At 71.7% G+C, this 15,811-nt stretch carries 17 protein-coding genes and 1 pseudogene; 10 read left to right on the top strand and 8 right to left on the bottom strand.

Annotation, left to right across the window (positions count from 1 at the left end):
* Nucleotides 1-243: 243 nt before the first annotated feature.
* Together AB0K00_RS20605 and AB0K00_RS20600 are read left to right on the top strand one after the other, a co-directional pair.
* Nucleotides 244-567, top strand: a complete 324-nt coding sequence (locus AB0K00_RS20605; protein ID WP_363522911.1) for a PadR family transcriptional regulator — start codon at nucleotides 244-246, stop codon at nucleotides 565-567.
* Nucleotides 564-1,160 (top strand): hypothetical protein, encoded by a 597-nt coding sequence (locus tag AB0K00_RS20600; protein WP_363522909.1) that lies wholly within the window; start codon nucleotides 564-566, stop codon nucleotides 1,158-1,160. Before AB0K00_RS20605 ends, AB0K00_RS20600 begins: the two co-directional genes overlap by 4 nt.
* Nucleotide 1,161: 1 nt before the next feature.
* Here the strand turns inward: AB0K00_RS20600 and AB0K00_RS20595 are convergent, their stop codons facing one another.
* The 7 genes from AB0K00_RS20595 to AB0K00_RS20565 form a co-directional block, all read right to left on the bottom strand.
* Nucleotides 1,162-1,320, bottom strand: a complete 159-nt coding sequence (locus tag AB0K00_RS20595) for a hypothetical protein (protein ID WP_363522907.1) — start codon at nucleotides 1,318-1,320, stop codon at nucleotides 1,162-1,164.
* Nucleotides 1,321-1,466: 146 nt separating this feature from the next.
* Nucleotides 1,467-1,739 carry a hypothetical protein gene (locus AB0K00_RS20590; RefSeq protein ID WP_363522905.1) on the bottom strand — a complete coding sequence of 91 codons (273 nt, stop codon included), beginning with the start codon at nucleotides 1,737-1,739 and terminating at the stop codon, nucleotides 1,467-1,469.
* A 129-nt stretch (nucleotides 1,740-1,868) separates the two neighbouring features.
* Nucleotides 1,869-3,929, bottom strand: coding sequence for a cell division protein FtsK (locus tag AB0K00_RS20585; protein WP_363522903.1), 2,061 nt, complete (start codon nucleotides 3,927-3,929; stop codon nucleotides 1,869-1,871).
* Complete coding sequence (locus AB0K00_RS20580) at nucleotides 3,926-5,059, bottom strand: hypothetical protein (RefSeq protein ID WP_363522901.1); 1,134 nt, start codon at nucleotides 5,057-5,059, stop codon at nucleotides 3,926-3,928. Before AB0K00_RS20580 ends, AB0K00_RS20585 begins: the two co-directional genes overlap by 4 nt.
* Nucleotides 5,056-5,628, bottom strand: a complete 573-nt coding sequence (locus AB0K00_RS20575) for a helix-turn-helix domain-containing protein (RefSeq protein ID WP_363522900.1) — start codon at nucleotides 5,626-5,628, stop codon at nucleotides 5,056-5,058. Before AB0K00_RS20575 ends, AB0K00_RS20580 begins: the two co-directional genes overlap by 4 nt.
* 11 nt (nucleotides 5,629-5,639) lie before the next feature.
* Nucleotides 5,640-6,017, bottom strand: coding sequence for a hypothetical protein (locus tag AB0K00_RS20570; RefSeq protein WP_363522898.1), 378 nt, complete (start codon nucleotides 6,015-6,017; stop codon nucleotides 5,640-5,642).
* A 101-nt stretch (nucleotides 6,018-6,118) separates the two neighbouring features.
* Nucleotides 6,119-6,319 (bottom strand): hypothetical protein, encoded by a 201-nt coding sequence (locus AB0K00_RS20565; protein ID WP_363522896.1) that lies wholly within the window; start codon nucleotides 6,317-6,319, stop codon nucleotides 6,119-6,121.
* Nucleotides 6,320-6,378: 59 nt separating this feature from the next.
* Here AB0K00_RS20565 and AB0K00_RS20560 point away from each other — a divergent pair, with 59 nt between their 5' ends.
* Both AB0K00_RS20560 and dprA read left to right on the top strand, forming a co-directional pair.
* On the top strand, nucleotides 6,379-7,641 hold the full coding sequence (locus AB0K00_RS20560; RefSeq protein ID WP_363522895.1) for an ATP-binding protein: 1,263 nt from the start codon (nucleotides 6,379-6,381) through the stop codon (nucleotides 7,639-7,641).
* On the top strand, nucleotides 7,638-8,843 hold the full coding sequence (dprA, locus tag AB0K00_RS20555) for a DNA-processing protein DprA (RefSeq protein WP_363522893.1): 1,206 nt from the start codon (nucleotides 7,638-7,640) through the stop codon (nucleotides 8,841-8,843). The genes AB0K00_RS20560 and dprA overlap by 4 nt, the downstream gene beginning before the upstream one ends.
* 89 nt (nucleotides 8,844-8,932) lie before the next feature.
* On the opposite strand, the gene AB0K00_RS20550 is transcribed toward dprA, so the two are convergent.
* On the bottom strand, nucleotides 8,933-10,111 hold the full coding sequence (locus AB0K00_RS20550; RefSeq protein ID WP_363522892.1) for a pyridoxal phosphate-dependent aminotransferase: 1,179 nt from the start codon (nucleotides 10,109-10,111) through the stop codon (nucleotides 8,933-8,935).
* An 88-nt stretch (nucleotides 10,112-10,199) separates the two neighbouring features.
* Between AB0K00_RS20550 and AB0K00_RS20545 the strand changes: the two genes are divergently transcribed.
* The 6 genes and pseudogenes from AB0K00_RS20545 to AB0K00_RS20520 all read left to right on the top strand — a co-directional run.
* A complete protein-coding gene (locus tag AB0K00_RS20545; protein WP_363522890.1) occupies nucleotides 10,200-11,084 on the top strand; it encodes a hypothetical protein in 885 nt (294 codons plus the stop codon).
* A gap of 562 nt (nucleotides 11,085-11,646) precedes the next feature.
* A complete protein-coding gene (gene rpsB / locus AB0K00_RS20540; protein ID WP_363522889.1) occupies nucleotides 11,647-12,474 on the top strand; it encodes a 30S ribosomal protein S2 in 828 nt (275 codons plus the stop codon).
* 27 nt (nucleotides 12,475-12,501) lie between these two features.
* Nucleotides 12,502-13,329 (top strand): translation elongation factor Ts, encoded by an 828-nt coding sequence (gene tsf / locus AB0K00_RS20535; protein WP_363522887.1) that lies wholly within the window; start codon nucleotides 12,502-12,504, stop codon nucleotides 13,327-13,329.
* Nucleotides 13,330-13,429: 100 nt separating this feature from the next.
* Nucleotides 13,430-14,221: a UMP kinase gene (gene pyrH / locus AB0K00_RS20530; RefSeq protein WP_363522886.1), complete on the top strand. Its 792-nt coding sequence runs from the start codon at nucleotides 13,430-13,432 to the stop codon at nucleotides 14,219-14,221.
* Complete coding sequence (gene frr / locus AB0K00_RS20525; protein ID WP_363522884.1) at nucleotides 14,218-14,775, top strand: ribosome recycling factor; 558 nt, start codon at nucleotides 14,218-14,220, stop codon at nucleotides 14,773-14,775. Before pyrH ends, frr begins: the two co-directional genes overlap by 4 nt.
* Nucleotides 14,776-14,942: 167 nt before the next feature.
* A pseudogene (locus AB0K00_RS20520) lies at nucleotides 14,943-15,764 on the top strand (phosphatidate cytidylyltransferase); the annotation flags it as partial.
* Between the last annotated feature and the right edge of the window lie 47 nt (nucleotides 15,765-15,811).

Raw genomic sequence — 15,811 nt, 5'->3', positions numbered from 1 at the left:
TCGCGGTTTAGCGGCTTGCAGGGGACAACTTCGTTCGCGAGCCACCGGTCTGACCACCGGTGGCTCGCTTGCTGTTGGTGAGCGTAGATGAGCCACGTTTGCGAGCGAGACGCTATAACGGGAGCAGGGCGGTCACCGTCGTAGAGCGGTCAGGGTGATTCGACCTGTCGGTGGCTCAGAGAGCGTCCTAGCCCCTCGCCGTCTTATTTCACCTAGGTTTAAATCATGTAGTACAGTTAAGTCATGACAGAGCGCGTGACCCAACCGACGCTCGACGTCCTGGAGGCGCTGCTCGCCGCCGAGGACTTCGAACTGCACGGCTGGGCGATCATCAAGGGCACCGGGCGTGCCGGACCAACCGTGTACAAGATCCTGGAGCGCCTCGCCGGTGCGGAGCTGCTCACCGAGCGGTGGGAGGAACTCGGCCCGGAGGACAACCGGCCGCGTCGCCGCTTCTACAAGCTCACTCCGAACGGCCGCGCACATGCACGGCAACTGCTCGCCGAGCGCCGCCCGCAGACTGCCTCCCGCTGGGGTCGCCTGCTCGGCGGGGAGGCGCACGCGTGAACTGGAACGAGATCGTCATCGGCGGGCTGGTCGGCTGGGCGCTGGGCGACCTGCTCAGCATCTTCGAGTGGGCCGCGCTCCGCATCGTCCCCGTGGCGGCCAGACTTTGGACAACCGACGCCGACCGGCGCGAGATCTACTCGGAGGAATGGGCGGCCGTGGTGGCCGAGCGACCGGGCGGGATACTGAAACTCGGCACGGCGTTTGGATTCCTGTGTGGCGGCGTCCTGAGGCGCTTGGGTGCCCGCCTCAGTGCCCGTCTCGATGCCGAGCGGCTGCGCATGTACGACGATGCTGCCGCGCTAGATCCGATTTTGATGCGGGCCCTGCTTTCCCCCCGCGGGGGGCCGCACACAGCCGTGCTCGGCGCACTAAAAGGCAGCCTCTATGCATGTTTGCAGCTCAAGTGGCGCGTGCCACTTTATGCGGCTTTTGGCCTTTATGTTCTGATTTGGCAGATTTCGACACGGCAAGGGCGAGAATCATACGATCCGAGTGCTGATCCCCTTACGTACGTATTCGATCGGAATGCGCGAATCGCCGAGTTCGAGCGAAGGTTTGGCACTCCATCCCTTGAGTCGAACAGCGACTAGATTACGATTCACGACCCTTGTCGGCTAGCGCGGCACCAAGATCGAAGAGTAGGCGCAGGAGCCGGCGGCGCGCCCGCCCCTCCTGCTCGGGCAGGCGCACCGACCCGCGCACCTCGGCGTGCTCGGTGCCATCCCCAGCCAGGACCCGCACGACGATCATGCGCCCGATGCCGGGTACGTCGACCGCGTGCGGGTCGCTGCGGTGTTCGCCGAGGCCGCAGCGGTGACCGCCAGCGCACCAGTCAGGGTGTCCTGCTTGATCTCCAGTCAGATGCGCCCGTGTGCGTGCGCGGTGTCGAAGGCGGCTCACCGGGTGCCGTCGCGGTGGACGTGGGTGATCGCGTTGTAGAAGGCCCTGCCGAGGCGCAGCCGACGGCCGGTGCCCTTGCAGCGGGGGCAGAGCCGGAAGGCTCGTCCGAACGGGCTGCGGAGCTTTGCCGTGCCGGAGCACCGACGGCAGGCCGCGAACGGCCACCAGGCGCAGGAGGCGGCATATCCGGCCGCGAGAATGAGCAGGAACAGGACGAGGACCAGGGCGCCGCGCACAGGGTGGTCGGCGGTCGCGGTGAGCAGTGCCATCAGGAGCCCTTCAGAGAGGGAGAACAGGGGTGGTGGGGGTCTTCCGCGACCCGCTACCGGGCAGCGTCTGTGCTGGTCAGACCGGTAGCGGCAGCGGTCGCGCCGCCGCTACCGGTCGCGGGGCGGGCGCTACCCGGTGGTGAGCTGCCGACGGTGGATCGCGGCCTCGACGTCGGCGAGGCGGGCGCCCTTGAGCACCGTCCCGGCCGCCTTGATGTCGACGCTGGCGACGCCCTCGGCGCGCAGCAGTGCGCTCACCGATTCGGCGGTGGCGCCCGCGTAGCCCTCGGGCAGGTGCGCGGCGAGCAGCTCGGCCAGCGCTGGCCACTGGATGCCCGCCCGATCAACGTGCGACCAGACCTTCACGACGTCGGCGAGGACGTCGCGGGCCTGCCGGGCGGCGGGCTCCCCGGCAGCCTGGCCGCTGAGCGTCCCCGCCCGCTCCCGCAGGGTCCTGGCGGCGGTGAGGATGCGTTCGGCGTCCTCCTGGTCGGCCAGGTACGTCCGCACCGTCGGTGTGGCGTCGGTGGCGCCGCGCAGGATGCCGACGCCCTTGTAGGCCGGGAGCAGCGTGGAGGAGTCGTAGCCCTCGGAGTAGGCGCCGGACCCGAGGACGAGGTCGGAGACCTGCCAGGAGCCGGTGCGCAGGCTGAACCGCACCGCGAAGTTGTCGCGGAACGCGGTGAACTGCTGGGCGACCGCGCCGGTGCCGATGCCGGACGGCTTCTGCGTGGCGCCGAGCACGATCACGCCGGCGGCCGGCGCGACCTTCACCAGGAACACCAGCAGCGAGGCGATCTCCTTGGAGGCGTCGCCGAGGTCGAAGTACTCCTGGAACTCGTCGATGACGACCAGGCGGACGGGCATGCCGTAGCGCGGGTCCCGGGAGATCTCCCGGGTCAGCTTCCCCTCCGGGCAGACCGACGCGGGCAACTCAGAGAGCCGCTGGTAGCGGGCCTGCACGTCTGCTTTGATCTCGCGGAGCGCCTCCAGGAACAGCTCGACGGGATCGCCGTCGCGGGTCATCGCCAGCCCGAACCCGCACCGGTCAGCGACCAGGGCGAACTTGCGCCAGTCCGGGGAGCCCTTCCCGTCGAACACGGTCAGCTTCACGTACGGGTCCAGCGCGGCGTACAGGGCCAGGGCGCGGGCGCTGAACGTCTTACCCTGCCTCGGGATGGCGCCGATCATCACGCTGTTCCACAGCAGCGACAGCACGACCCGGCCGCCGCGCTCGTCGAGACCGAACGGCGCCGGCTCCCAGATGTCGGTAGGCCGCAGACGCAGCAGCGGCGTCCGCCCGGCGGGCAGCGCGAGCGGGTCGACGTCGGCGACCCACAGGACGTGCCGCCGGTGCGAGGTCGGCTCCCGGGTGATGAACACCTGCGATACGGCGACGTCGAGGCCGGAGGCGATGGCACCACGCGCCTTGACCGCGTCGTCGAGGCCCTTGCCGTAGGGGAGGTCGATGGTCACGCGGGAGCCGTTGCCGTCGCGGGCCATCGGACCACCGAACGTCACTTCCTGGCCAGGCTTCACGGGGTCGCCGAGCCGGGCGGCGTAGTAGGCCCGCAGCACGACGTCGGCCGTCAGCTTCCGGAACCTCGGCGCGACCACCGCAGCGGAGACGATCGGCTTGCCGACCGGCCGTCCAACGCGGGCGAGCACCGGCACGACGACCGCCACCGTGACCGCCTGCACCCAGCCGGGCGCGGTGTACCCGAGGACCAGGCCGACGACCACGACGGCGAGCAGCTCGGCGCCGAGGACGCTCCCACGCCACAGCCGGGTGGAGCGCGCCTCCCGGTGCAGGGCCAGCCACGTCGCGGAGTCGTCGCGGGTCGCGGCCCCCTGACGGAGGGTGCTCTGCTCGCTCACCCACCACCAGCGGACCTGCCCACCAGTGAGCCGACCGACACCCACGACCGCCCAGAACGCCGCGAGGATGACGTACAGCGGCGCGCGAACCGCGTGGAAGGCCAGCACGTGCCCGGCCCGGCCAGCCGCTCGCCGGGCGCCCGCCTTGAGGTTGCCGATGCCCCGGAGGGCGGCCGGAATGACCGGCCGCCGCTCGTGGTCCTTCGCGATGATGTCGACGTACACCGACGCCCTGGTCGGCTCCGGCTCGTCGTCGAGGTCGTGCTCGAAGTGGGTGTCGAACCGGTGCGGGCCGTGCTCGATGGCCGTCACGCCGTCACTCCAGTCATCTCGATCTTGGCGCCGTTGACGTGCTCGATGTTGTCGGCCGGGTCGTCGCCGCCGGCCGTGCCGGGCGCCAGAACCTGACGGGTGTAGCGCTCCGAGATCGACAGCAGCGCCGCGATCTCCGGCACCTTCATTCCGCCCGCCACGAGGCTTGTGACGGCCTGCTTGGTGGCCGCGCTGGACCGCTTCGGGGTGGCAGTCGCTGCGGCCTTGCGGGGCTTCCTGGCGGGCCGCTCGACGGCCTGCGCATTCACCTCCGGTGCGGCGGCGATCTCCGGAACTCCGGACGGCGCCACCGGCCCGCTGACCTCGGCGATCCCCGCTGCAAGCGCCGGAACTTCGCCCGCCGTAATCTCCGCCGGAACGCGCTCCGGCTCATGCTCGACGACCGTCGACCCGGCGACGCCCACCGGTGCCAGTCGGGCCGGAACAAGCTCGGCGGCCAGCAGCGCGGCCAGGCCGTCGTAGTCGGCGCCGCGGGTGAGCCGGATCGCCACCTCGTCGAGGTCGAACGTGTTCACCGCGACGTCAGCCATGACCGGGCCGACCCGCTCGGCGATCCGGGTGCGCAGGGTCGCCGCGATCGCCGTCTGCCGCCGCTCGGTGCGCACCTGCAGCCGCGCCGCGTCGACGGAGGCGAGCTTGTCGGCGCCGGTGGTCAGCGCCAGGTGCCGCGCCCGGCGTGTGAGCCCGGGGTGTCGCAGCCACAACCACACGCCGTAGACCGGCGGGATCGCCTCCAGCCGTCCGGCGGCCCGCTGCGCGTCCCGGTAGCGGGCGCCCGAGTCGAGCAGCCACACGCCGTAGCCGAGGGCCGACAGGCCACCGAAAAACGCGGCCTGGAACGGGTTTCCGGCGTGCCCCCACACGTTGACGGTGACCGCACCGAGGGCGATCAGCGCGGAGACGACCCGGGCGGCGACGGCCCGCTCACCGAGGCGGCGGCGCCGGTCGGCGTGCGCGGAGACGACCACGCCGCCGAACTCGACCGCGCCGACGACAGCGACTGCAGCGAGCATCGGCCACGCGAGACGATCGGCGGCAACGTCGGACGCGCCCGCCAAGGCGCCGGTGACCACGACGGTGTAGAACGCCTGGTTGAGGGTGATCTTCACTTGGTGCCTCCGAGGGTCTCGGCGCGGCACGGGCCGCAGTGGGTGGCCGACTGGCCGGGGTGCTTCGGGCAGCGGGCGGCATCGACCGGGGGCGGCAGCGCGGCGCCGCCCGCCCGGGAGGGCGCGGGCGCGCCAGGACGGTTCTTGGATGTAAAGGACGTTCGGGGGGCAGAGCTGTGTCCGGGGGTCCCGGGCGTAGCTGTGTCCGGGGTCCCCGGGCGCTGGACCCCTCGGGCGAAACGCCCCCCGGGCAAACTGCCCGGGGCCGTCGGCGCGTTGTCCACAGGTCCGTGCACAGGGTTGTCCACAGGCTGGGCGTGCTCGGTCATTACGACCGTGTAGCGGTTGGCGCCGCCGGGGCCGGCGGCCACCTCAACCAGCAGGTGACCGCCGTCCTCCAACCGCCGGATGATCCGGCGCACCGTGCGCACATCGACACGTGTCTTCCGGGCGAGGGTCGCCAGCGACGGCCACGCGTTCGAGCCGTCGTCGGCGGCGTTGTCGGCGACCGCGAGCAGCACTAGGCGTTCGGTGCCGCCGACCGGGCTGAAGTCCCACACCCACGTCATGACGCGGACGCTCACCGGGCGTTCCGGCCGTCCACGCGCCAGCCCTCAACGCCCGGCGGCACCGACTCGTCGGCGACGAACTCCTCCGGCTCGCGGGTGTAGGCAAAGCCATCGGGGTGGCCGAACCGCTCGGCCCGCACGCGGGCGAGCAGCTCGTCGACCCGGGCGGCGCGCTCGACGTTGTCGGCGTGGATCTCGGTGACCAGGGCGGCGCGGGCGTCGTACAGGGCGCGCAACGCGGTGTCGATGGCGGTGATGGCGTCGTGACCGGCGCGCACGCGGGCGCCAGAGGGGTCGGGGCCGTGCCAGGCGGCCAGTTCTTCGACCGCGCGGACCACGGCGGCGTGTGCCGGGCCCAACGTTGCGGGGGTGGGCGGTACGGTTTTCACGGGTCGCCTCCTGGGGCGATCAAGGGCCCGGCCGGCGCTTCCATCGCCGCGTCCGGGCCCGCTTGGTCTTCGGCCGGTTGGCCACCGGCCCGCCCCCGGCGTCAGAGTCCGGGGGCGGGCGGGAGGTCCGCCGGAGCGGGTGCGGTGCCGTACTGGCTGACGCGGCGATAGTCGTCACGCAGCCGGTCGTCGGCCGCCTTGATTGCTGCCTGCCGGACCGCGTTCCCACCGCGGAGCTTGCTCACGTCGGCGACCGCCGTCTGGTACCTGCGCTCCGCCTCGACGTTGGCCTGCTGGTTCATGTCCGCAGCTCCCCGCTTGGTGGATTTAAGTACGGCTAATTTTCGCGTCCGACACCGCCATGGCCCTCGCCGTCCTCGCCGCGGGCGCCAACCTGCCGACCGGGCTGCTCGTCGACGCGGTCATCCTCGGCGAGCTCGGCCTGGACGGCACGCTCCGGCCGGTCCGCGGGGTGCTGCCCGCCGTGCTCGCGGCGAGCCGGGCCGGCGCCGGGCTCGTCGTCGTCCCGCCCGGCAACGTCGAGGAGGCGCGGCTGGTGCCCGACGTCCGCGTCCGCGCCGCTGACTGCCTCGGCCGGATCATCGGCTTCGTGCACGGCACCGAGGCGCTGCTCGACCCGCCGCCGGCATCGCCGGCGGCGCAGCGGCCGCCGGCCGACCTTGCCGACGTCCTCGGCCAGGAGCGGGGCCGCCGGGCCGTCGAGCTGGCCGCGGCCGGGCGGCACCACCTGGCGATGTTCGGCCCACCCGGCGCCGGCAAGACGATGCTCGCCTCCCGGCTGCCCGGCATCCTGCCCGAGCTCACCGAGGAGGAGGCGATCGAGGTGACGGCGCTGCACTCGGTCGCCGGCGAGCTGCCGCCGGGCGGTGGCCTGATCCGCCGGGCACCGCTGCAGGCGCCGCACCACACCGCCTCGATCGCCGCCCTCGTCGGCGGCGGCTCCGGCATCGCCAAGCCCGGCGCGATCAGCCTCGCCCACCACGGCGTGCTGTTCCTCGACGAGTGCGCCGAGTTCGCCGCCAGCGCGCTCAACGCGCTCCGCGAGCCCCTGGAGCACGGCGAGGTCCGGCTGCGCCGGGTGCACGGCGAGACGGTCTATCCCGCCAGCGCCCAGCTGGTCCTCGCCGCCAACCCGTGCCCGTGCGCGAGGCCCGGCGGCGACGCGATGTGTCAGTGCCCGCCGGGGGTGCGCATCCGGTACCGGTCCCGGCTCTCCGGGCCGCTGCTGGACCGCGTCGACCTGCAGGTCGACGTCGTCGCGGTGCGATCGGCGGCGCTCTTCGGCGCCGAGCCGGCGGAGTCCTCGGCGACCGTCGCCGCGCGGGTCGTGCGGGCCAGGCAGGCCGCGGCCGGCCGGTGGGGACCGCACGCCCGGTCCAACGGGGAGGTCCCGGCCGCCGTCCTGCGTGCCCGGCGGTTCCGGCTGCCACGGGCCGTGCTGCACCCGCTCGCCACCGCGATGGACCGCGGCCAGCTGTCCGCGCGCGGGCTGGACCGCACGACCAGGGTCGCGTGGACCGTCGCGGACCTCGACGGCCGCGACCGCCCCGGCGTCGACGACGTCTATGAGGCACTCGAGATGCGATCAAGGAGAGGGCGATGAGCACCACCGACCGGGCGGCGCGACTGGCGCTGGCCCATCTGGTCGAGCCGGGCAGCCGGGAGCTGGGCCTATTGACGCGCCGGGTCGGCGCACCCGAGGCGCTGCTCATGGCGGTGCACGGGAGCGGGGTGAGCGCGCCGCTCGCCGGCGCGGTCCGGGCCCGTCTGGACGCCGCCGGCCTCGGCGCGCGGACCGGCTCCGCCGGCGCGTGGGCCGAGCGGGTTGGGCAGATCCTGGCGGACGCGATGACGGAGCGGGCCGGCGAGCTCGGCGCGCGGATCGTCACCGCCGCCGACGACGAGTGGCCCCTCGCGCTCGACGACCTGACCCGGGTCAGCCAGGAGGGCGCCGACGTGCTGCGCCGCGACACCGACCCGCCGCTGTGCCTGTGGCTGCGCGGCCCGGTCCGGCTGGAGGAGACCCTGGAGCGGTCGGTTTCGGTGGTCGGCGCGCGCGCCGTGACTGGTTACGGGCAGTTCGTCGCGTCGGAGTTCGCGTTCGGGCTGGCGGAGCGCGGCTGGACGGTGGTGTCCGGCGGCGCGCTCGGCGTCGACGTCACCGCGCACCGGGGTGCCCTCGCCGCCGGCGGGGTGACCTGCGCGGTGCTTGCCTGCGGCATCGACCAGGTGTATCCGGTGTCCAACTCGGCGGTGTTCGAGCGGATCGCCGAGGAGGGGCTGCTGATGACCGAGTGGCCGCCGGGCACGCGGCCGCACAAGACCAGGTTCCTGACCCGTAACAGGGTCATCGCGGCGGCGACCCGCGGCACCGTGATGGTCGAGGCGGGTTCCCGCAGCGGCGCCCGCAACACGCTGGGTTATGCCCGGAGGCTGGAGCGCTCGGCGATGGTGGTGCCCGGCCCGGTCACCTCCGCGATGTCGGTCGGCTGTCACGTGGAGCTGCGCACGCCCGGCACGGTGCTGGTCAGCCGGGTCGAGGAGATCGTCGAGGAGATCGGGCACGTCGGCGAGCTCGCCGAGCCGATCCACGGCGAGGAGCGTCCGGAGGACGCGCTCGACGCGACCCAGGCCCGGGTCCTCGACGCGGTGGCGCCGCGGGCGGTCCGCTCGGCGGAGGAGATCGCCGCGGTCGCGGGCGTGGCGGGTCGCGACGCCCGGCGGAGCCTGCCGGTGCTGGAGCAGCACGGGTTCGTCGTGCGCGCCGAAGGCGGTTATCGCCTCGCACCGCGGAGCCGGTCGTGACCGTCCTGGTGACGGCGCTGCTGCTGGCCCTGTGGCCGCCTCCGGTGCCGGCTCTTGGGCCGGCCCCGAGACCGGCCCTGGTGCCGGCGTCAGAGGCGGCGCAGGCGGGTGATGGCCTCGTCGATGACCTCGTCGCGCTTGCAGAAGGCGAAGCGCACGATGTGCCGGCCGGCGTCCGCGTCGTCGTAGAAGACCTGGGTGGGCACCGCGACCACGCCGCAGCGCTCCGGCAGGGCCAGGCAGAAGTCGACGCCGTCGGTGCCGCCCAAGGGCCTGATGTCTGCCGTGACGAAGTAGGTGCCCTCCGAGCGCAGGACCGCGAAGCCGGCCGCGGTCAGACCCTCGCACAGGCGGTCGCGCTTGCCCTGCAGGCCGTCGCGGAACTGCTCGTAGTAGGACGGTGGGGAGTCCAGCGCCACCGCCACCGCCGGCTGGAGCGGGCCCGCGTTGACGAAGGTGAGGAACTGTTTGACCCGCAGCGCGGCGGAGACCAGGTCGCGGGGGCCGCAGATCCAGCCGATCTTCCAGCCGGTGCAGGAGAAGGTCTTCCCGGCCGAGGAGATCTGCAGCGTCCGGCCGCGCATGCCCGGCAGCGACGCGATCGGCACGTGCGGCGCGTCGGCGTCGGTGAAGACCAGGTGCTCGTAGACCTCGTCGGTGACCGCGACCGCGTCGAACTCCTCGCAGAGCGCCGCGATCTGCGCCAGCTCGTCGGGGGTGAAGACCTTGCCGGTCGGGTTGTGCGGGGAGTTGAGCAGCACGAGCCTGGTCCGCGGGCCGAAGGCGGCGCGCAGCTCGGCGGGGTCGAAGGCGTAGCCGCCGTCGTGCGCGCGCAGGGTCACCGGCCGGCGGACCGCGCCGGCGAGCGCGATCGAGGCCGCGTAGGAGTCGTAGTAGGGCTCGAAGCAGACGACCTCGTCGCCGGTCTCGCACAGCGCGAGGATGCTGGCCGCGATCGCCTCGGTCGCGCCGGCCGTGACGATGATTTCGCCGTCCGGGTCGTAGTCCAGTCCCCAGAATGCCTTCTGGTGCGCCGACACGGCGGCGCGCAGCTCGGGGACGCCCGGGCCCGGCGGATACTGGTTGCGGCCCGAATGGATCGCCGCGGCGGCCGCGTCAAGCATGGCGGCCGGGCCGTCGGTGTCCGGAAATCCCTGACCGAGGTTGACCGCGCCGGTCCGCACCGCGAGTGCCGACATCTCCGCGAAGATGGTCGTGCCGAAGGGGCGCATCCGGGCGACGAGTTGATCACGCGTGGCGTCAGTCACCCACCGAGTATGCGACGCCGGTCACTGTCGTGTTCTCCCAGGATCGTGGAGTGGCGGGGATCATCCGGAGCGCCTACCGTGACGGACCGTGGATGGACGCCGGAACTTCTCCCCGGACCCGGATGCGGAACCCCGCTGGTATCCGGACGACCGTGGATATGACGAGCGCGGCCGTGACGACCGCCGGGACGAGCGCCCCGAGGACCGTCGTGACGACCGCCGTGACGACCGCGGTTACGGGGACGACCGTGGTTACACGCCGACGCGGTATGCCGACGACCGCGAGTATGACGACGGCTACCGGATCCCGGAGCCGCGCGGCGCCGCCCGCGGTTACGGCGACCCACTCGCGTATGGGGACAGCCCGAGCGGGCAGTTCAGCGCCCCGCTCCCACCCCCGCCCGGCGCCGGACCCGAGATCGTCGACGGCGCCGCCGAGTCGGTCTCCAGGTCGCGGCGCTCCGAGGCGATCGACCGCAGCGCCCTGCAGCGGCCGGTGTCCGGCGGCGCCCCGACCGCGTCCCCGGCCCAGCTTCCGCCGCCGCCCCCACCGCCTCCGGTGACGGTGCCGACGGCGTCGCAGGCGGGTTTCGGCCAGCAGAACGCGTTTGCCGCGCCGACCACGCTGACCGCCGCGGTGCCGCCGCCGTCGGCGGCCGCCGAGCCGGGCGGCGCCGTGTACCGATCGAAGCGCCCCGGCCTGGCCGTCGCGCTGGTGGTGCTCACGATTGTGTTCGAGCTGCCGGTGCTGCGCCTGTTCCTGACCGCGGTGACCGCCGACAAGATCGAGGCGGCGGGCACCCTCGCGAGCATCTTCATGATCCTGGGGCTGCCGATGTTCGCCCTCGGGCTGTATGGCCTGATCGGCGGCGCCGCGGCCGCCGCCCCTGGCGTGCGGGCGTGGGCGCGGACCCCGCTGGCGTACCTGCCGATCGCGGTCGTGCTGTTCGTCGCGGCCGCGCTGTCGACCTGACCCGCTGAGGGCCGGCGACCACCGGCCGGGGGAGCGCCGCCGGCACATCAGCGCGGCGCCCGCCCGGCCAGGTGGTCGCGCCCAGCGAGGTGGTCGCGCCCCGCCAGGGTCACGCCCGGTGCGGTGCCGCTCCCTGAGCGGTCACCTGGCCCGGTGCCAACCACGATCGCCGCAGGCTCCCGGACGTCTTCGATCGAAGTTGCCATGATCGAGCGTCCGGATGCATGCTGTTTTGAGGGATTTGTCGTAGCCGTCGTTGGCTTTGCCGTTGTTGCAGCGGGCGCCGGACGTGCCCCGAAAAGCGGCATCCGGGGGCGGATTCGTGGGTCGGCGGCGACTGCGCGTACACTTCCGGACGGCGACCGTGCACGCACGGTCGACCTCGCGCGCCCTCCCGCAGCCCGCCGCTTTCTTGCACCGGGCGAGAGAAACAGGGCGGCGGCCGCCCTGGTCCCGATCCCCAGCCTTGTGCTGACTCGGGTGAGACGGCCGACGACCGGGCGCCAGGACGGCGGACCGACCGGGCCGCCGTGTAAACCAGGATCGAAAGGATCCCGCGAACATGGCTGTAACCATGCGCCAGCTGCTGGAAAGCGGCGTGCACTTCGGGCACCAGACCCGCCGTTGGAACCCGAAGATGAAGCGCTTCATCTTCACGGAGCGCAACGGCATCTACATCATCGACCTGCGCCAGACGCTCGACTACATCGAGAAGGCTGCCGACTACATCCGCAACACCGTCGCCGAGGGTGGCGCGGTGCTGTTCGTCGGCACGAAGAAGCAGGCGCAGGAGGCGATCGCCGAGCAGGCGACGCGTGTCGGTCAGCCGTATGTCAACCACCGCTGGCTGGGTGGCATGCTGACCAACTTCCAGACGGTGTACAAGCGGCTGCAGCGGATGAAGGAGCTCGAGTCCCTCGACCTCACGGGCACCGCGCAGGGCTACACCAAGAAGGAGACCCTGCAGCTGTCGCGCGAGCAGATCAAGCTGAGCCGCACGCTCGGTGGTCTGCGCGACATGCAGAAGCTTCCGTCGGCGATCTGGGTGATCGACACCAAGAAGGAGCACATCGCGGTTGACGAGGCCCGCAAGCTGGGCATTCCGGTCATCGCGGTGCTCGACACCAACTGTGACCCCGACGAGGTCGACTTCCCGATCCCGGGCAACGACGACGCCATCCGCTCCGCCGCGCTGCTGACCCGCGTGGTCGCGGACGCGGTCGCGGACGGGCTCATCGCCCGGTCCGGTCGCTCCACCCGTGCCGACCAGAAGCCCGAGCCGGGCGTCGTGGCCGGCGACGAGCCGCTCGCTGAGTGGGAGCGTGAGCTGCTCGAGGGTGCCAAGCCCGAAGACGCACCTCCCGCCGCTGCCGAACCCACCCAGGCCTGACAGAGCGAACTCAAGCGAGAGAGAGTCATGTCCAACTTCACCGCCGCGGACGTCAAGCGACTCCGCGATCTGACCGGCTCCGGCATGATGGACTGCAAGAAGGCGCTCGAGGAGGCCGAAGGCGACTTCGACAAGGCCGTCGAGCTGCTGCGCATCAAGGGTGCCAAGGACGTCAACAAGCGTGCCGGCCGCACCACCGCCAACGGCCTGGTCGCACACGTCGGCTCGGGCCTTGTCGAGATCAACTGTGAGACCGACTTCGTTGCCAAGAACGAGGCGTTCGTCGAGCTGGGCCAGAAGGTGGCCAAGCACATCGACGAGACGAAGCCGGCCGACGTCGAGACCCTGCTGGGCTCGAAGCTCGGTGACAGCACGGTGGCCGAGCTGATCCAGACCGAGTCGGCACGCATCGGCGAGAAGCTCGTCATCAACCGTCTCGCGGTGCTGGGCTCGCCGGTGGCGATCTACATGCACCGCAAGAGCCCTGACCTGCCGCCGCAGGTCGGCGTCGCGGTCGAGTTCACCGGCAAGGACGACGAGGCCGCTGTCGCCGACGCGCGTGGCGTCGCGATGCAGATCGCGGCCATGCGGCCGAAGTACCTCAGCCGCGACGCCGTCCCGGCGGACGTGGTCGAGTCGGAGCGCCGCATCGCCGAGCAGACCGCTCGCGAGGAGGGTAAGCCGGAAGGCGCCCTGCCGAAGATCATCGAGGGCCGGGTCAACGGCTTCTTCAAGGACTTCGTCCTCGTCGAGCAGGCGTCGGTCAGCGACAACAAGAAGACCGTCAAGCAGGTGCTGGCAGAGGCCGGCATCGAGGTGACACGGTTCGTCCACTTCGAGGTCGGCCAGGCCTGATAACAGGGCGCGGAGGGGGTCACGGAATCCAAACTGGATGCCGGGACCCCCTCGTCATATCCCCCTTCAGCGGCAGAACGGACACGGAGAGGTTGCCCAGATGACGCACACCGCTGTGGAAGCGGCAAGGCAGGCATTGACGCCGGCCCCGATCGGGGTGCGGCGCGTCGTGCTGAAGCTCTCCGGCGAGGTGTTCGGCGGCGGCGCGGTCGGTGTCGACCCGACCGTGGTGCGGCACATGGCCACCCAGATCGCGACCGTGGTCCGCCGCGGCGTCCAGGTCGCCGTGGTCGTCGGCGGTGGCAACTTCTTCCGTGGTGCGGAGCTGTCCCGGGCCGGCATGGACCGGTCCCGCGCCGACTACATGGGGATGCTCGGCACCGTCATGAACTGCCTCGCGCTCCAGGATTTCCTGGAGAAGGAGGGCATCGACACGCGGGTGCAGAGCGCGATCAGCATGGCGCAGGTCGCGGAGCCGTATATCCCGCGCCGCGCGATCCGGCACCTGGAGAAGGGCCGGGTCGTGATCTTCGGCGCCGGCGCCGGCATGCCGTACTTCTCGACCGACACGGTCGCCGTGCAGCGCGCGCTGGAGATCCACGCCCACACGGTCCTGATGAGCAAGAACGGGGTCGACGGCGTGTATACGGCCGACCCGCGCACCGATCCGACGGCGCGCAAGCTCGACAGCCTGACGTTCGCCGAGGCCCTGCTGCAGGGCCTGCGGGTGGTCGACCAGACGGCGTTCAGCCTCTGCCAGGAAAACGCGCTGCCGATGCTCGTGTTCGGCGCCGAGGGGGAGGACAGCGTGGCTCGCGCGTTGAGTGGTGAGAGGATCGGCACGCTCATCACCGCCGAGCCCATCCCGGATCGAGGAGGAAAGACCACGTGATCGAAGAAGCACTCTTCGAGGCCGAAGAGAAGATGGAGCGCGCGATCGAGCACGCCAAGGAGGAGTTCGCGGTCATCCGGACCGGCCGAGCGACTCCGGCGATGTTCGGCAAGGTGATGGTCGACTACTACGGCACGCCCACCCCGCTGCCGCAGATGTCGTCGATCGCCATCCCGGAGCCGCGTATGGCGATCATCAAGCCGTACGACGCGAGTGTGATCGGCGCGATGGAGCGGGCGATCCGCGACTCGGACCTGGGGGTCAACCCCAACAACGAGGGCACCCAGATCCGGATCAACCTTCCGCAGATGACCGAGGAACGTCGCCGCGAGATGATCAAGGTGGCCCGGCACAAGGCCGAGGACGCCCGGGTCGCGGTGCGCAACGTGCGCCGCAAGGCGAAAGAGGAGCTCGACCGCATCGTCAAGGACGGCGAGGCGGGTGAGGACGACGGGCGCCGCGGTGAGAAGGAGCTCGACGACCTGACGCACAGGTTCGTCGCCCAGATCGACGAGCTGCTCAAGCACAAGGAATCAGAGCTCCTCGAGGTCTGATGACGCCCCCCGGTAACCCTTCGACCAGGGCGCGGCACGCTGATGCCGCGCCCGAGGCGTCTATGCCAAGAGAACAGCAGCCGGCGGAACACCAGCCGGCAGAGTCGCAGCCCGCGGAAGTAGACCCGGCGGAAGCGGAGCCGGCCACGAAGCCCGAGGGCAAGCGTCGCGCCGGCCGTAACCTGCCGGCCGCCATCGGTGTCGGTGCCGCGCTCGGTGGCGCGATCATCGCCTCGCTCTTCGTGTGGATCCCGGCGTTCCTCGCCCTGGTCGTGGTTGCCGTCATGGTCGGCATCTGGGAGATGGTCCGGGCCGTCAGCATGCACAAGGCCCGGCCGCCGCTGGTGCCGCTGCTCGTCGGCGGCCCGTGCATGGTGGTGCTCGCCTGGTTCGGCGGCGCCGACATGCTGCCCCTGGGCCTGCTCGCGACGCTGCTCGCGATCTTCGTGTGGCGGTTCGCCAACGGTGTGCGCGATTATCAGCGCGACGTGACCGCCGGCGCGCTGATCGCGGTCTACGTGCCGTTCCTCGGCGCGTTCGCGGCGCTCCTCGCGCATCCTGGCCGGGACGTGTCGGAGGGCGCGGTGCGCGTCCTTGTGACGATCCTCGCCGTGGTGCTGTCCGACACGGGCGGATATGCGACAGGTGTCTTCCTCGGAAAGCACCCGATGGCGCCCTCCGTGAGCCCGGCGAAGTCCTGGGAGGGCTTCGCGGGGTCGGTGGTGTGGACGGGCGCCGGGAGCGCGGTGGCGCTGCCGCTGCTGCTGTCCGACGCCGTCTGGTGGCACGGCGCCGTCTTCGGGATCGCGGTCTCGGTCGCCTCGGTGCTCGGTGACCTGGGCGAGTCACTGATCAAGCGCGACCTCGGCGTCAAGGACATGAGCAACCTGCTGCCCGGTCACGGCGGGCTCATGGACCGGCTCGACTCGATCCTGCTGGCCCTGCCGACCGCCTACGCGGTCCTGGCGTTCCTGGTACCCCCGTCCTAGGCCCTTGGCCAGCGGTACTGAAGATCACGCGACTCGGCATGGGACAC

The organism is Dactylosporangium sp. NPDC049525 (assembly GCF_040676755.1).
In the GTDB taxonomy this organism is placed as follows: Bacteria; Actinomycetota; Actinomycetes; order Mycobacteriales; family Micromonosporaceae; genus Dactylosporangium.
The sequence above is the reverse complement of the archived record's forward strand: the minus strand, read 5'-3'. Positions and strand labels throughout refer to the sequence as shown.

What these genes read in the sequence shown, in the direction of transcription:
- AB0K00_RS20605 (WP_363522911.1), top strand. Translation starts at nt 244, where the DNA reads ATGACAGAGCGCGTGACCCAACCGACGCTCGACGTCCTGGAGGCGCTG.
- AB0K00_RS20595 (WP_363522907.1), bottom strand. Translation starts at nt 1,320, where the DNA reads ATGATCGTCGTGCGGGTCCTGGCTGGGGATGGCACCGAGCACGCCGAG.
- AB0K00_RS20590 (WP_363522905.1), bottom strand. Translation starts at nt 1,739, where the DNA reads ATGGCACTGCTCACCGCGACCGCCGACCACCCTGTGCGCGGCGCCCTG.
- AB0K00_RS20575 (WP_363522900.1), bottom strand. Translation starts at nt 5,628, where the DNA reads ATGACGTGGGTGTGGGACTTCAGCCCGGTCGGCGGCACCGAACGCCTA.
- AB0K00_RS20565 (WP_363522896.1), bottom strand. Translation starts at nt 6,319, where the DNA reads ATGAACCAGCAGGCCAACGTCGAGGCGGAGCGCAGGTACCAGACGGCG.
- AB0K00_RS20560 (WP_363522895.1), top strand. Translation starts at nt 6,379, where the DNA reads ATGGCCCTCGCCGTCCTCGCCGCGGGCGCCAACCTGCCGACCGGGCTG.
- dprA (WP_363522893.1), top strand. Translation starts at nt 7,638, where the DNA reads ATGAGCACCACCGACCGGGCGGCGCGACTGGCGCTGGCCCATCTGGTC.
- rpsB (WP_363522889.1), top strand. Translation starts at nt 11,647, where the DNA reads ATGGCTGTAACCATGCGCCAGCTGCTGGAAAGCGGCGTGCACTTCGGG.
- tsf (WP_363522887.1), top strand. Translation starts at nt 12,502, where the DNA reads ATGTCCAACTTCACCGCCGCGGACGTCAAGCGACTCCGCGATCTGACC.
- pyrH (WP_363522886.1), top strand. Translation starts at nt 13,430, where the DNA reads ATGACGCACACCGCTGTGGAAGCGGCAAGGCAGGCATTGACGCCGGCC.